Consider the following 14340-nt stretch of genomic DNA (forward strand, 5'->3'; position numbering starts at 1 on the left):
TTTCATGGAGGGGTAATTATGCGTTTTATTAGACCAATGGTTTATTCTGCGATGGCGATTGTCATCGGAACGAGTGCATTTCTTTTAACAACGAAACAAGCAACTAGCCAAACCGATGTCGTTAACCAACTGCATCCAACGGCTTATATTGAATCGAACGAAGTAAGCGCCAGCTTCAAAGTGGGCGGAAGAGTCACTGAAATCCTCGTGAAAGAAGGGGATGCCGTGAAAAAAGGGCAAGTACTGGCCCGTCTGCAAAGCACCGAGATTGAAGCGAAAGTCGAGCAGGCCAAAGCGGCCGTCGCGCTCGCTCAAGGCAAAATCGCTGAGGCGCGAGGAGCTACCGCGACCGCTCAAGCGAAGAAGCAGCAGGGTATTGCCGGTGTCAACGTGACGGCTGATACAGCCGAGCAGCAAGTCGAACAGGCCAAAGCTGCTGTTAGTGCGGCGCAAGCCAAAGTGGATGGGCTTCATAACGGGGCGCGTCCGGAAGAGAAGAAGCAAGCTGAGATTCAGTTCCAAGCGGCTTCCGAAGTATACACCATTGCTGAGCAAAACTTGAATCGGATGAAAGCGATGCTGGAGCAAGGGCTTGTTGCACAAGCTGATGTGGATAAAGTGAAGGTGAGCTACGAAGAAGCGAAAACGAAACGCGATCTGGCACAGCAGCAGTTAAACATGGCGAATCAAGGACCTCGTGAGGAAGAAATTCGCGGAGCGGAAGCTTTGCTAGCCCAAGCGCAAGCGACCTTGAAGCTGGCTGAAGCCAATCGCGGAAACGTGCAAGTGAGACAGGGCGATGTGGCGGCGGCGGCTGCGGCTGTGCAGCAAGCTCAAGGAGCAATTCAATCAGCGCAATCCGGTGAACAGCAAGCGAAAGCGGCTCAGCTGGAAGCGGAGACTTACTTGAGCTACACAGAATTAGTTGCACCAACCGATGGGGTCATTCTTAGTCAATCTGCACAGGTAGGCGAGCTTGTAGGCTCTGGATTTCCTGTACTATCGGTCGAGTCGACTGAGAAGCGTTGGGCTAAGTTTTACTTGCCGGAGACATCTATTGCTGGACTAAAAGTAGGCAACAACATCAGCATGACCATGCTGTCAACGGGCGAGAAAGTCGTTGGTACCGTTAAAACTGTAGCGGCTGCGCCGGATTTCGCAATCAAGAAAGCGACACAAACCTCAGGCGAAACGGACATTCGTTCGTTTGGGATCAAAATCGAACTGAACACATTGCCGGACACAGCAACAACAGGGATGACCTTGCAATGGAACGGTAAAACGGAAGGATGATGAAGGAGATGGATCTTCAGATTGGCAAGCTAATTACAGAAGAATGGAAGCACATTCTGAAGGACCGACGTCTTTTTCTGATCTTGTTCTTCGTTCCGATTCTTTATACGGTGCTGTTCGGATCGATTTACTTACACCATAAAGTGACCGAAATGGCCACTGTTGTTATCGATGAAGACCAAAGTCCTCTTAGTCGTCAAATTATTCAAGCCTTCGAGCAGAGTGAAACGTTCCAGATCAAGAACGAATACCACTCGGAGGAAGATGTGAAGCGGGCGCTTTCATCTGGAGAAGCCAAGGTAGGCCTCGTCATTCCCTCTAATTTCGAAGCGAAGCTGAAGCATGGCGAAACGCTGCCTCTGCTTACACTGATCGACGGCAGTAACATGATGATTTCGAACTCGGCAACCAAAGGTGCCAACGAAGTTATCTCAACCTTCAGCATGGGGTACTCACAAAAAAAGCTCCAACTAAAGCAAGGACTTCAGAATGAAGAAGTGATGAACACACTCTCACCAATTCCATTCCGATATCGCATTATGTACAATTCTGCTTTCAATTACAGCGACTTTATGCTGTACGGGCTTGTTGGCGCGATTTTACAGCAAGTTCTGTTTCTAGGCATTGCTTTAACCATCACTCGCGAGAAAGATGCTGGGACGTGGCAGCGGTTTGAGGCATGGAGAAGAAATCCGTGGCGCATCGCTTACGCGAAGACAGCTCCGTACTTCTTAATTAATTTCTTTAACACATCCGTTACCTTTGTCATCGCATTATATGCCTTTGGTGCACCTATGAGCGGCAGTTTGCTTGTCGGCTTGGCCATCGTTGTGAGCTTTACCTTTGCGGTCAGCGGTATCGGTTATCTAATCAGCTTGTTCTCGAGCAATCAGCTCGGGGCGACGCAGACTGCCATGTTAATTGCAGTTCCTTCCTTCATGCTATCTGGGTTCACTTGGCCATTCGAAGCCATGCCTAAAGTGCTGCAGGTGCTCGGGCATATGCTTCCGCTCACTTATTTTTTAGATGGCGTGCGCAACGTATTTGTTAAAGGAAATGACTTTTCCGTCATTTGGCATGATTGCGTTTCATTGATTTTGACCGGTGCACTCACTTATTTCATTGCTATGTTGTTAACTCGATTCATTATTTTCTCTAAAAAGAAATCAAAAGATACCGCTGCTGGCACGCGAACTGTGCTGCCATCCGGATCGAATATCACGTTATAACCGAAGAGGAAGGAAGCGATTTTTTTGAAAAAAACGCTCATAAGTTTATCTGCAGCCCTGTTACTCCTTTCAAGCACAACGCAAACTCTCGTATTCGCCGATAATGCCCAAGATCCAACTCAAAATGTATACGTCAACGTAGACATTCTGGAAACCGTATCTTCCGTAGATTTGACATATGTACTGGATAAAGCACTGAAAGATTCCCATAACCTTGCCTTGCTAACGCTAAAATACGCTGCACAAGGCAGTAAAAAGGGCGATCTCGAACAGCAAATGAACGAAATGGGTTCGGCCTCGATGACGCCTGGTCATTTGCCAAGCACTCCTGCAGAAGTCACCAATACAGGGAATCCACAGCTCCCTAACCTAACAAATCCGACCGATATCGCCTGGACAGTCATGCAAAATAATGCGATGAACCAGATGATGCAGGGGATGGGGGCTCTCGCTGGCGGAATGAATAAAATCATATCCTCCCAACGCGCGCAAATGAGCACGGCAGCGCATCAGCTCGGGACGGATGGGCGGAACTCGCTGCTGCAGTCAGATGAAGCTAAGGCGGGCATTCGCCTGCAAACCATCGCACAATATGTGCAATTATTAGCACAGAAGAAGCAGCTTGATTTCATGAATGAATACCAAGTTGTGATGGAGAAAGACCTGCTGAAAGCTGCGCTTTTCGCGCAGCAAGGGTTAGCATCACCTGATGATGTGCAGACGGTGCAGAAAGCCATCAATAAGCAAAAGGACGATATAGCAACACTGCTTAATAACTATCGGTTGGGACTTGTGCAGCTTTCGACGGACATTGGGATTTCCTATGACCCTAATCTAGTCATCAAGGATATCGAGTCCATTTCAGTGGATCCCATTTCGGAGACAGACACGACCACCTTATTGAAGGCTTCTTATCAGATGAAAACAGCCGGCAATAACATCGACGAAGCTGTATGGGAAACGGGTCACACGGTTACCCAGAACACGTATGGCGAAATGTATCAAGGCGTTAATCTGGCCATAAACGGGCAGAAAAATGAGCAGACCAAGCTTGAACTAACCAAGAAAATTCAAGCGACGTACAACGATGCCAAGAATGCGTATCAAGCCGTTCTCACAGAACAGCGGAACTTGAATGATGTGCAGGCCGATTTGACTAAAATGAAGTTTCGCTATAGCGTTGGCGTCATCTCCAAGCATGATCTGAATAAATTCGAAATCAAAGTCCGTCAGAATGAAACGACCTTAGCCGCTGCTAAGCTCAAGTATTACGTGTTAAAAGAAAAAGCGAAAGCGATGGATACGGGATTTATCCAATAATTCTTGACCACAAACAACCACAGCTTCTTTTTAGCGACGGCCTCCAAGCCAAGCTGAGAAGAAAGCTGTGGTTTTTGATTTGTGGTTTTTTCTGGATTGAGTTCGTAAAATATCTGGGATATAATGAAAAGAATGACTAAATGCTGATTAATTAAAGGGGTGTAGAAAACTTGAGCATAACGAAAACAGATGTCGAGCACGTTGCGAAGTTGGCTAGACTCGACCTGAGTGATAACGAGAAAGAACTATTTACTGAACAGCTAAATGCCATTTTAAAATATGCCGAGCAGCTGAATGAGCTAAATACCGAAGGTGTTATTCCGACTAGTCATGCCATGCCGTTAGTCAACGTCATGCGTGAAGATGTCACGAAACCATCGCTGCCTATTGAGAAAGTGATGCTGAACGCACCCGATCACGAAGACGGGCAATTCAAAGTCCCAGCTGTTTTAGAATAAGAACCATATGAAAGGAAGTGCCTGTCGTTGTCTTTGTTTGATTTAAACCTACAGCAAATTCACGCGAAGCTTCAAGGCAAAGAACTTAAAGTTGCCGATCTCGTGGATCAATCCTATACAAGAATTCAGCAAGTGGAAAGCAAGGTTCGCGCCTTTCTTACCTTAGATGAAGAGAACGCTAGACAAGCTGCTGCCAAGTTGGACGAGCAGTTCGCGAGCAACAGTGAACGTGGCCATTTATTCGGCCTTCCGATTGGGATCAAAGATAACATGGTCACCGAAGGCTTGAAAACGACCTGTGCAAGCAAAATCTTATCGAATTTCACGCCGATCTATGATGCAACCGTGGTTAGCAAGCTCAAGGATGCTCAAACCGTTACGATTGGCAAGCTCAACATGGATGAATTCGCCATGGGCGGCTCCAACGAGAACTCCGCTTTCCATCCGTCCCACAATCCGTGGAACACGGATTACGTGCCAGGCGGCTCCAGCGGCGGCTCCGCTGCAGCAGTAGCTGCAGGCGAAGTGTACTTCGCGCTGGGCTCAGACACAGGCGGATCCATTCGTCAGCCTGCTGCTTACTGCGGTATCGTCGGGCTGAAGCCTACGTACGGACTCGTGTCCCGCTATGGCTTAGTCGCGTTCGCGTCCTCACTTGACCAGATCGGGCCGCTGACGAAAAACGTTGAAGACTCCGCCTACCTGCTGCAAGCTATCGCTGGCTACGACCCGAAGGATTCCACGTCTGCGAAAGTGGATATCCCTGATTACCTCAGCGCATTGACTGGCGATATCAAAGGTCTGCGCATCGGCGTACCCAAAGAATACATGGGCAATGGTATCGACCCTGCTGTCAAAGAGAAAGTGCTTGAAGCGCTCAAAGTGCTTGAAGGCTTAGGCGCTGTATGGGAAGAAGTGACGCTGCCTCATTCTGAGTATGCCGTAGCGACTTACTATTTGCTCGCTTCTTCCGAAGCGTCCTCGAACCTTGCGCGTTTTGACGGCGTGCGCTACGGTGTGCGTTCGGACAACGCTCGCAACTTGCTTGAGCTATACCATATGTCCCGCAGCGAAGGCTTTGGCCCCGAGGTCAAACGCCGTATCATGCTTGGAACCTATGCATTAAGCTCAGGCTACTATGATGCTTACTATTTGAAAGCACAACAAGTCCGCACCCTGATCAAGCAAGATTTTGATCAAGTGTTCGAGAAATTCGACATCATCATCGGACCAACGGCTCCGACACCTGCTTTCAAAATCGGTGAGCAAAGCAGTGATCCACTCACGATGTATTTGAACGATATCATGACCATTCCGGTCAGTTTGGCGGGCATTCCTGCGATTAGCGTACCTTGCGGATTCGTGAACGAACTTCCCGTTGGCCTGCAAGTCATCGGCAAAGCGTTGGATGAAGCTACCCTTTTGCGTGTAGCCCACGCTTTCGAGCAGCATACAGATCACCATAAGCAGCGCCCGCAATTGTAGGTTAATAGTTCATGAGTAACGAAGGAGGCATTCATTTTGTCGGCAACAGATACCCAATTTGAAACTGTAGTCGGTCTTGAAGTTCACGTAGAGCTTCATACCGCTTCCAAAATATTTTGTAGTTGTGCAACCTCATTCGGAGCACCTCCGAATACGAATACATGCCCGGTTTGTTTAGGTCATCCGGGTGTACTTCCGGTACTTAACCGTCAAGCAGTCGAATATGCGATGAAAGCCGCTATGGCACTCAATTGTACGATTTCTACACATAGTAAATTTGACCGTAAAAACTACTTTTACCCGGATTCACCGGACGCCTACCAAACATCGCAATATGATCAGCCGATCGGTTTGAACGGTTGGATCGATATCGAAGTGAATGGAGAAAGCAAGCGTATTGGCGTGACTCGCGTTCATCTAGAGGAAGATGCAGGCAAGTTGACACACGTTGATGGTGGTTACACCTCTCTTGTGGACTTGAACCGTGCAGGAACACCTCTGATTGAAATCGTATCCGAGCCTGATCTGCGTTCACCAGAGGAAGCGCGAGCTTATCTGGAGAAACTCAGAGCGATCATGATCTATTGTGACGTTTCCGATGTGAAAATGGAGGAAGGCTCGCTGCGCTGTGATGCTAACATCAGCTTGCGTCCATTCGGGCAAGAGAAATTCGGCACAAGAGCCGAACTGAAGAACATGAACTCGTTCCGTGGTGTCCAAAGAGGACTCGAGTACGAGGAATATCGCCAAGCTGAAATTCTCCGCAGCGGTGATGAAGTCGATCAAGAAACTCGCCGCTGGGATGAAGCGCAAGGCAAGACGTTATCCATGCGCGGCAAAGAGGACGCGCATGATTATCGCTATTTCCCAGATCCGGATCTAGTCAGCCTGCATATCGACGATGCTTGGAAAGCTAGCGTCAAAGCCTCTATCCCTGAATTGCCAGACGCGCGTAAAGCGAGATACAGCAGTGAGTACGGGTTACCGAGCTATGATGCTGATGTAATCACTTCATCCATGAAGCTGGCTAATTTCTTCGAAGAGAGCTTGCAATATACCAAAGATGCCAAAGCGGTCTCGAACTGGATCATGGGAGATCTACTTGGGTATTTGAACGCGAATAGCCTGGAACTTGCCGATGTGAAAATCACGGGTAAAGGCTTAGGTGAGATGATTGGTCTGATTGAGAAAGGCACAATCTCCACCAAAATCGCCAAAACGGTGTTCAAGGAAATGATCGAATCCGGCAAAGAGCCGCAAAAGATCGTTGAAGAGCAAGGGCTTGTACAAATCAGCGACGAAGGTGCTATCAAGGCCATTGCCCAGCAAGTTGTGGAGAACAGTCCACAATCGGTAGCGGATTTCAAAGCCGGCAAGGAAAAAGCCGTGGGCTTCTTAGTCGGACAAGTCATGAAAGAAACTAAAGGTAAAGCAAATCCAGGCCTGGTCAACAAGTTAATTGTGGAATGCCTGAACAGTAAATGATGAAGGTTGAAGTGGTGATCCGATGTTATGGACGCCACTTTTTTCAGTTAATTAGCGTGTAAGTTCTAGAGAGGAGGACTCAGATTGTCCATTCAACAACTTCTATTGGAAACCAACGAGGATATCTTGGTCCTGTTATCTCTACAGATTGCTTCCTATCGCGTGGAAGCTGACCTTATCGGCTTCGATGACATCCCGCCGCTGAGGGACGGGATCCACTCTATACGCGAAGCGGAGGAAACATTTTATGGCTTTTACGTTCAGGAGAATGATGAGCCGACACTTGCTGGGGCCATATCCTACTCCCGAGAAGGCTGCATAGTCACGATCTGCCGCATGATGGTGCAACCGAATTTTTTTCGCCGTGGGATTGCTAGGTCACTTTTACAACATATACTAATGGATCAACAGTTAAATGGAGCAACGCGTTTTATTGTATCCACCGGAACGGAGAATTTACCTGCTGTTCAGTTATACGAGAGTTTCGGTTTCGCCGTACGTCGAGTATTCACAGTTCCTCCGGGAATAAGCTTAACCACTTTCGAACGGCCTGCCATCATCTCCTAAATATATTTTCAGTGGTTCTCGCTATCTTGTGTAATACAAGGCACTATCAGTATGAAAAAAGGGAGTGGTTACACGATGAGCAATCCTTGGGTTATTGATCAACTCCATATTACGATACGGTTAGTTCTGGCACTTTTTCTAGGCGGCTTAATCGGGTTTGAGAGGGAGGTCAGCAGTCATGCAGCTGGTCTTCGTACGCATATTTTAGTTTGTGTGGGCTCTGCCCTTGTTATGTTGCTTTCCATGTATGGGTTTAGTGCCTTTGTGAACGAAGTGAATGTCCGTATTGATCCTTCGCGTTTAGCTGCACAAGTTATTAGTGGTATCGGATTCTTAGGTGCTGGAACGATTATCTTTAATGGGAGATCCATTACGGGTCTTACGACAGCAGCTTCCCTTTGGGTAGTTGCGGGTATCGGCCTTGCCATTGGGGCTGGCTTCTATTATCCAGCTGTTCTAGCATGTTTCATGGTGCTCATCTCCTTATGGATTTTGAATAAAGTGGAGCATAAATATTTTAACGGCAAGAAAATTCGTATTCTCAAAATACTGGCGAGTGATCAACCGGGGACACTTGGACTTATTACGACCCTTCTTGGTAAACAGAAAGTTGACATCCGTAAGATCTCAATGGAAGAACAAGAGAGCGAAAGTAAACCGAATCATGTTCAAATTACATTCCACGTCACCATTCCTAGGCCGTCCATTATTGGGACGGTTCTTGAAGAAATCAATCAAATGAAAGGGGTTACCGGCGTTACCCTCGAAAAAAGTAAAAATTGAAGGGGTCAGCCCATGAGAAGCGTCTAAGCTTTTGGACGAACAGAAGGGGGGAAGTCAGGCATGGACAAAATGACGGATGAGCAGCTGATCGACCGGGTCCGTCAAGGTCACTCCGATGCTTACCGTGTATTGGTAGAACGGCATAAGAGCTACATCTATACATTGGTATACCGCATGGTCGGGCATAAGGAAACTGCTGAAGACTTAACCCAAGAAGTGTTCGTTAAGCTGTTTCGTTCATTAGCTCAATTTCGCGGGGATGCGAAGTTCACAACTTGGCTTTATCGCATGACGACGAATCTCGTGACTGACTTTCGGCGTTCGCAGAAACGTAAGCCCTATGAAGCGCTTCTCGATAAAATGAAGGGCTGGTTTACGGATGCCCGTGAGCAGCCCGAGGAAATGGCTATGCGGAGGGATGAGCAGGAGCGTATGCAGGCTCTGCTTTCCGAATTGCCAGACAAGTATAGATTAATTATGTATTTGTTTCATTATAAGCAGCTCTCGTACCAAGAAATGTCTGAGGTGACCGGGCTGCCCGTGAAAACGTTGGAAACTAGACTCTATCGGGGAAAAGCGATGCTAAAAGAAAAATGGTTGGAGGTGAATGCACATGATTCCCAAACATCAGGAAGACACACGGCTCACGCAATACCTAAATAAATTGCTGGACGAGATGCCGCTTAGCGAACCAAGCCCAATGTTGACGGACCGTGTGATGCGCAGGGTACAATCTGCAGAAATTCCTGAGAATCCAATTAATTATCAAGTTGGCAAAAGAAAACAATGGGTGAACAGTTTTGTTGCGATAGCCGCGACGGTACTCCTCATGCAATCAGGGATTATCAACAAAATTATGAATATAGATACGGGGATCGCTCAGATAACAACTTATATCCAACATTTATCCCGAATTTTGTAAAACATATAGGAGGTATTTAAGTGAATCTACCCAAAGACAATCCGCACATTCCGGATTATTCGCCCAATCCATCTTTTCAACACTATGCTCCTTATTATCAAGCTCCTAAGAAGCGCAAATGGGTCGCAGGCATTCTATCGTTCATTGTCCCGGGAACTGGACATTTTTACTTAGGCCTTATGCAGCGCGGTCTATTTATTATGATGCTTCTTATTATCGATATTTTTATTATCACATCTTTCGCGTCTCGTTCCGACACAAGTGTACCAATGGTTACGCTTTTTGCATTGTTCATTCCAGTCATATACTTCTACAATTTATTCGATGCGCTTCAAACCACGGACAATGTGAATCGGCGCAATGAGCTAGGTGAGTTTGCGGCTGGTCTCTATGATAGTGAAGATCCTTTACAGAAGCTGATCAAAGGCACTAATCTTGGTGTTATTCTCATTGCCGCAGGAGTATTGTTTTTTATTCTCAGTAACAAACCTCGTTGGTTCACGGGGCTCTTTGATCTCATGGGCTCGTATATTGGATCGGTTATCCTTGTCCTTGCTGGTTTGGCTATGTATGTACTAGATTCCCGTAAAAATAAATAGCCAAATGGGGCTATATGCGCAACCATCATTGACAAAAGTCAATTAACACACGTACAATATAATGTAAGGTTTTAATGACTAACATCAGGTGGTGAGTACCATGGCAGCACAATTAGAACAGGCTTTAGCTAAGTTGAAAACAACAGGTGTTCGGATGACGCCGCAGCGGCATGCTATTCTATCCTTTTTGCTGGACTCCATGACTCATCCGACAGCAGATGACATTTACAAGTCTCTTGAATCGAAATTTCCTAACATGAGCGTTGCGACTGTTTACAATAATCTTAAAGTATTTATTGAATCGGGACTCGTTCGGGAACTGACTTATGGAGACAGCTCGAGTCGCTTTGATGCGGATATGACGGACCATTATCATGCTGTTTGCGATATGTGTGGGAAGATTTCGGATTTTGAGTATCCGCCACTTTCGGATATAGAGACTACCGCTGCTGAGCAAACAGGCTTCCGAGTTGGCGGTTATCGACTAGAGGTTTATGGCGTTTGCCCGGATTGTACAGGGATTACCAAGCATTAACTTAAGCAGAATTCCTCATTATCTGTACCTATGATGTATAATGAAACGTGATCCTTCCTTTCGGATGTAGAGAGGTAAGAACACGTTTTTTCTTTTTATATATCACATAAAGGAAGTGAAACCTTGCATTCATCACCTACAGATCTGCAACCGAAACGCAAAAGATCTACGAAGAGAATTCTCTTATTATTTGGCCTTTGTATTGGAATGTTTGCCGCGGGAGCAGCTACTTTCTTATGGCAGCAGTTAGCGCCGAACCGGACGAAGGTAGAGTTAGAATATAACGAGTTAAGCAAGCCGGTTTTTTATCAAGGTAATTACTATAAGACAAGCGCGATTGGGGAAAAAGAGGGACTGAAGCTTCCGTTGGATCTTATTCAGGAGTGGATGGACCCATCGATTATATATGAAAAAAGCAGTGATTCCGTTATTATCACATCGAAAGATAAAGTATTGCGGTTAAAGACTACGGAGCTTTCAGCTTTAATGAACGAGAAACCAATCACCTTATCTTTTCCTGTTGAAAAGAAAGGGAATGACATTTACGTTCCCATTGAGCCTCTTCGGCAGCTATATCCTTTTGAAATTAGAGAGTCCGAGAAATCAGGTGCCATTCTTTTATTCAAAAAGGGCGACCTCGTCAAGTGGGGGAAGCATGTGGGTACCGAAGATGCCCAGCTACGGACATTTGCTTCTATAAAAGCACCGATAGTCTCCACGATCGCAAACAATGAGCAAGTTATGATACTAGCCGTAGAGGGAGAATGGTATCGGGTTCAGCAGCAGAGTGGTCCTATAGGCTATGTGCGTAAAGCTGATATATTGGAGGATCATGAAGAAACTATACCAGCTCAGGAGCAGGCATCAGCTTATGTACCTTGGAAGCCGCTTAACGGTAAACTAAATCTCACTTGGGAACACGTCGTTACGAAGAATCCCGACACTTCTAAGCTTGGCGATATGCCCGGCTTACATGTTGTTAGCCCTACCTGGTTCTCTCTGGCTGACGGTGAGGGGCGCATTAAGAACTTGGCCGACGCTTCTTATGTGAAATGGGCGCAAACGCGCAATTATCAAGTCTGGGCGTTGTTTAGCAACGGCTTTGAACCCGATCGAACGTCTCAAGCACTTTCGTCCTATGATCGTCGTATGAATATGATTAAACAGTTGCTCGGCTTTGCACAAACGTACAATTTGCAGGGCATCAATATTGATTTTGAAAATGTGCATCTCAAAGACAAAGAAAATTTGGTCCAATTCGTCCGTGAATTGACACCTTTTATGCATGAACAAGGTCTTGCCGTTTCCATCGATGTAACACCGAAATCAACGAATGAGATGTGGTCCATGTTTTATGACAGACCTGCTCTTGCCGAAGTTGTTGACTATATGATGCTGATGGCTTATGACGAATACTGGGCTTCTAGCCCCAAATCTGGCTCCGTTTCATCGCTGCCGTGGACAGAGCGCTCTGTTACCCAGCTCTTGGGGAGCGAGAAGGTGCCACCATCTAAGCTTGTCCTAGGTGTGCCATTCTATACACGTCAGTGGACCGAAGAGACGAAGAATGGTAAAACGACTGTCACCTCCAAGACTTTAACGATGGAAGCCGCCCAGATGATTATTAAAGATAAGAAACTAACACCTACTTTCTTAGCTGAAACAGGTCAGAACTATGTGGAGTACAAAGAAGGAGAGAAACTCATACGTATCTGGTTAGAAGATGAAACATCGATGAAAGCAAGGCTTGAACTCGTGAAGAAGTACGATTTAGCAGGAGTGGCCTCATGGAGAAGAGGCTTTGAACAGCCGGCAACGTGGAAAGTCATTCAGGATACATTACAACAAGCTAACCAATAACAAAACAAAAAGCCGAACCCAAGAGGGTTGCGGCTTTTATTTTTCAATCAATGAGGCTTATGTTCGTGAGCTCTGTCCAATTCCAGTTGAACTGTTTGTGTGGCAGCTGTTTCGTTCTCGGCTGTAGGTTCGTATTGTGGATCAACTGTTAAAATCGTTTTGCAAAACATGCAGCGATCCGTTTTCCCTAGCATCTTCGTTCTTCTTCCGCATTCCGGACAATCAATGACAGTTGCCGATGTGGAAAGCATCCCTGCCCAGAAGTATATACCCATGCTTACCATCATACTTATCATACCAATGATCATGAAGACTACAGCAATGATTCGCCCAGCCTTCCCCCAGTCAAAAACGATGCCCGCTAGCCCTATAATCATAAGCAGCATTCCACCCATGGTCATGCCGAGACCCCATAAGCGGAATTCATTTACTTTACTTGATCTGAAACGCACGCGTTGTTCCTCCCCATTCAATTGCTATCATGTTTGTATGAATTGTCACAGAAATCAGCAGGAAACTCCTTCTACGATGTAGAAATAGATATAAACAATTTGGAGACAGGAGCTTCGGATACCCATGGGAATCGATAAAGAGCAGTTTTTGCTTAAGTTCCGAAATGACCAGAGGATCATTAGTGTCATGGCGGTAGATAATCCTAAGCAACTTCCTTCACTGACGGATGGTTTTGATACGCTACTTCTTATAGTAACGAACGACCTGAGCCTGAACAATCATACGACTAATTATATAAGAGACGATTCGAGGATACAAGAAAGATGGATAGATCCATCTTCCATAGAGCAATGGATACGTCATGGCGTCAACCGAAATATCCTTCACTGGCTGCTAAAAGGGGAGATACTTCTGGATCAGAACACTTATTTAGAAGGCTTGCGTCATCGAATACTCGAGTTTCCGGGGGACTTGCGTGAGCACAAACTACTTGTTGAATTCTCCCTTTTTCTACGTAAATACCTTCAGAGCAAGGAATACATTTTAGATGAGCATTTGCTGGATGCGTACAATAATATTCTAGAAGCACTTCATCACTGGGCTCGCATTGTTATTATCGAAGATGGCTATCACCCGGAAATCACCGTATGGAGGCAGATCCGTGCGATTAATCCTGGGGTGTATAAGTTATATGAGGAACTGACAATGAGTAAGGAAACGTTGAAACAGAGAGTCCAGCTCGTTCTACTCGCTTGTGAATTTTCGGTTATGTCGAAAATGGAGCGCTGCTGTGAGGCGTTTATTCAAATCCTAAGAGAAAATGAAATGCCTTTAAGCACAGATGAACTGCAGCAGCATTCTCAGTTAGTTGAGCTTAGGACGGAGCTTCCCTTGCTGTTGAATAAGCTTGTCAAAAAAGGATTGATTAAAGAAGTGGCCGTTCTCATTGATGAAGAGAATTCAGAAATAGAGTTAAGATATACGAGTGTTTAATCGAGCCAACCCCAAGAAGAATCAGGTATTATTCTGGTTCTTTTTTTATTCTTATTTTATTGCTTGACTTTGATTGCGATTCTATGATAAATTAACTCTCGCCGCTAAAAACGGTTCGCATTCGAAAGCCAACGCAGTACCAAGATGTAAGCGAAGTAAGAAAAAAAGAAAAATAAAAAAAGCTTGCATTGAGCAGCCTAGATGTGATATATTATAAAAGTCGCCGCTAAACGGATGGCGAAGAAATACGAAAGAAATTGATCTTTGAAAACTGAACAACGAGTGAGTAAGCACGAACGAGAAATCGTTCAAAAAGAGATTGCAAAATCTCGCTAGCAAGTCAATGAGCATTTCAGCT

General features: G+C 45.8%; 15 protein-coding genes. 14 read left to right on the top strand and 1 reads right to left on the bottom strand.

Going from position 1 to position 14340, the window contains the following annotated elements:
* The first annotated feature begins 18 nt into the window (after nucleotides 1–18).
* From AC58UU_RS36805 to AC58UU_RS36865, 13 genes are all read left to right on the top strand, one after another.
* Complete coding sequence (locus AC58UU_RS36805) at nucleotides 19–1293, top strand: HlyD family secretion protein (protein WP_497322387.1); 1275 nt, start codon at nucleotides 19–21, stop codon at nucleotides 1291–1293.
* Nucleotides 1294–1301: 8 nt separating this feature from the next.
* Complete coding sequence (locus tag AC58UU_RS36810; RefSeq protein ID WP_497322388.1) at nucleotides 1302–2522, top strand: ABC transporter permease; 1221 nt, start codon at nucleotides 1302–1304, stop codon at nucleotides 2520–2522.
* 24 nt (nucleotides 2523–2546) lie between these two features.
* Nucleotides 2547–3842, top strand: coding sequence for a TolC family protein (locus tag AC58UU_RS36815; RefSeq protein WP_497322389.1), 1296 nt, complete (start codon nucleotides 2547–2549; stop codon nucleotides 3840–3842).
* A 170-nt stretch (nucleotides 3843–4012) separates the two neighbouring features.
* Nucleotides 4013–4300, top strand: coding sequence for an Asp-tRNA(Asn)/Glu-tRNA(Gln) amidotransferase subunit GatC (gatC, locus tag AC58UU_RS36820; RefSeq protein WP_057305138.1), 288 nt, complete (start codon nucleotides 4013–4015; stop codon nucleotides 4298–4300).
* 27 nt (nucleotides 4301–4327) lie between these two features.
* Nucleotides 4328–5785: an Asp-tRNA(Asn)/Glu-tRNA(Gln) amidotransferase subunit GatA gene (gatA, locus tag AC58UU_RS36825; RefSeq protein ID WP_497322391.1), complete on the top strand. Its 1458-nt coding sequence runs from the start codon at nucleotides 4328–4330 to the stop codon at nucleotides 5783–5785.
* Between the two features lie 33 nt (nucleotides 5786–5818).
* Nucleotides 5819–7270, top strand: a complete 1452-nt coding sequence (gene gatB, locus AC58UU_RS36830; protein ID WP_497322399.1) for an Asp-tRNA(Asn)/Glu-tRNA(Gln) amidotransferase subunit GatB — start codon at nucleotides 5819–5821, stop codon at nucleotides 7268–7270.
* Between the two features lie 84 nt (nucleotides 7271–7354).
* Nucleotides 7355–7837 carry a GNAT family N-acetyltransferase gene (locus AC58UU_RS36835; protein ID WP_497322392.1) on the top strand — a complete coding sequence of 161 codons (483 nt, stop codon included), beginning with the start codon at nucleotides 7355–7357 and terminating at the stop codon, nucleotides 7835–7837.
* Nucleotides 7838–7912: 75 nt separating this feature from the next.
* A complete protein-coding gene (locus AC58UU_RS36840; RefSeq protein WP_497322393.1) occupies nucleotides 7913–8620 on the top strand; it encodes an MgtC/SapB family protein in 708 nt (235 codons plus the stop codon).
* 60 nt (nucleotides 8621–8680) lie between these two features.
* On the top strand, nucleotides 8681–9283 hold the full coding sequence (locus AC58UU_RS36845; RefSeq protein WP_497322394.1) for an RNA polymerase sigma factor: 603 nt from the start codon (nucleotides 8681–8683) through the stop codon (nucleotides 9281–9283).
* Nucleotides 9234–9542 (top strand): hypothetical protein, encoded by a 309-nt coding sequence (locus AC58UU_RS36850; protein WP_497322395.1) that lies wholly within the window; start codon nucleotides 9234–9236, stop codon nucleotides 9540–9542. The genes AC58UU_RS36845 and AC58UU_RS36850 overlap by 50 nt, the downstream gene beginning before the upstream one ends.
* Nucleotides 9543–9562: 20 nt before the next feature.
* Nucleotides 9563–10141, top strand: a complete 579-nt coding sequence (locus tag AC58UU_RS36855) for a hypothetical protein (RefSeq protein WP_497322396.1) — start codon at nucleotides 9563–9565, stop codon at nucleotides 10139–10141.
* Nucleotides 10142–10241: 100 nt separating this feature from the next.
* Nucleotides 10242–10676 (top strand): peroxide-responsive transcriptional repressor PerR, encoded by a 435-nt coding sequence (perR, locus tag AC58UU_RS36860; protein ID WP_171640648.1) that lies wholly within the window; start codon nucleotides 10242–10244, stop codon nucleotides 10674–10676.
* A 207-nt stretch (nucleotides 10677–10883) separates the two neighbouring features.
* Complete coding sequence (locus AC58UU_RS36865; protein WP_497322397.1) at nucleotides 10884–12536, top strand: glycosyl hydrolase family 18 protein; 1653 nt, start codon at nucleotides 10884–10886, stop codon at nucleotides 12534–12536.
* Nucleotides 12537–12583: 47 nt separating this feature from the next.
* Here the strand turns inward: AC58UU_RS36865 and AC58UU_RS36870 are convergent, their stop codons facing one another.
* The gene (locus tag AC58UU_RS36870; protein ID WP_171693616.1) at nucleotides 12584–12988 is read right to left on the bottom strand and encodes a DUF2614 family zinc ribbon-containing protein; all 405 of its coding nucleotides are present in this window, start codon (nucleotides 12986–12988) and stop codon (nucleotides 12584–12586) included.
* Nucleotides 12989–13112: 124 nt separating this feature from the next.
* Between AC58UU_RS36870 and AC58UU_RS36875 the strand changes: the two genes are divergently transcribed.
* On the top strand, nucleotides 13113–13982 hold the full coding sequence (locus tag AC58UU_RS36875) for a nucleotidyltransferase-like protein (RefSeq protein WP_497322398.1): 870 nt from the start codon (nucleotides 13113–13115) through the stop codon (nucleotides 13980–13982).
* Nucleotides 13983–14340: the final 358 nt, after the last annotated feature.

The sequence above is a fragment of the Paenibacillus sp. JT22N1 genome (assembly GCF_059692155.1).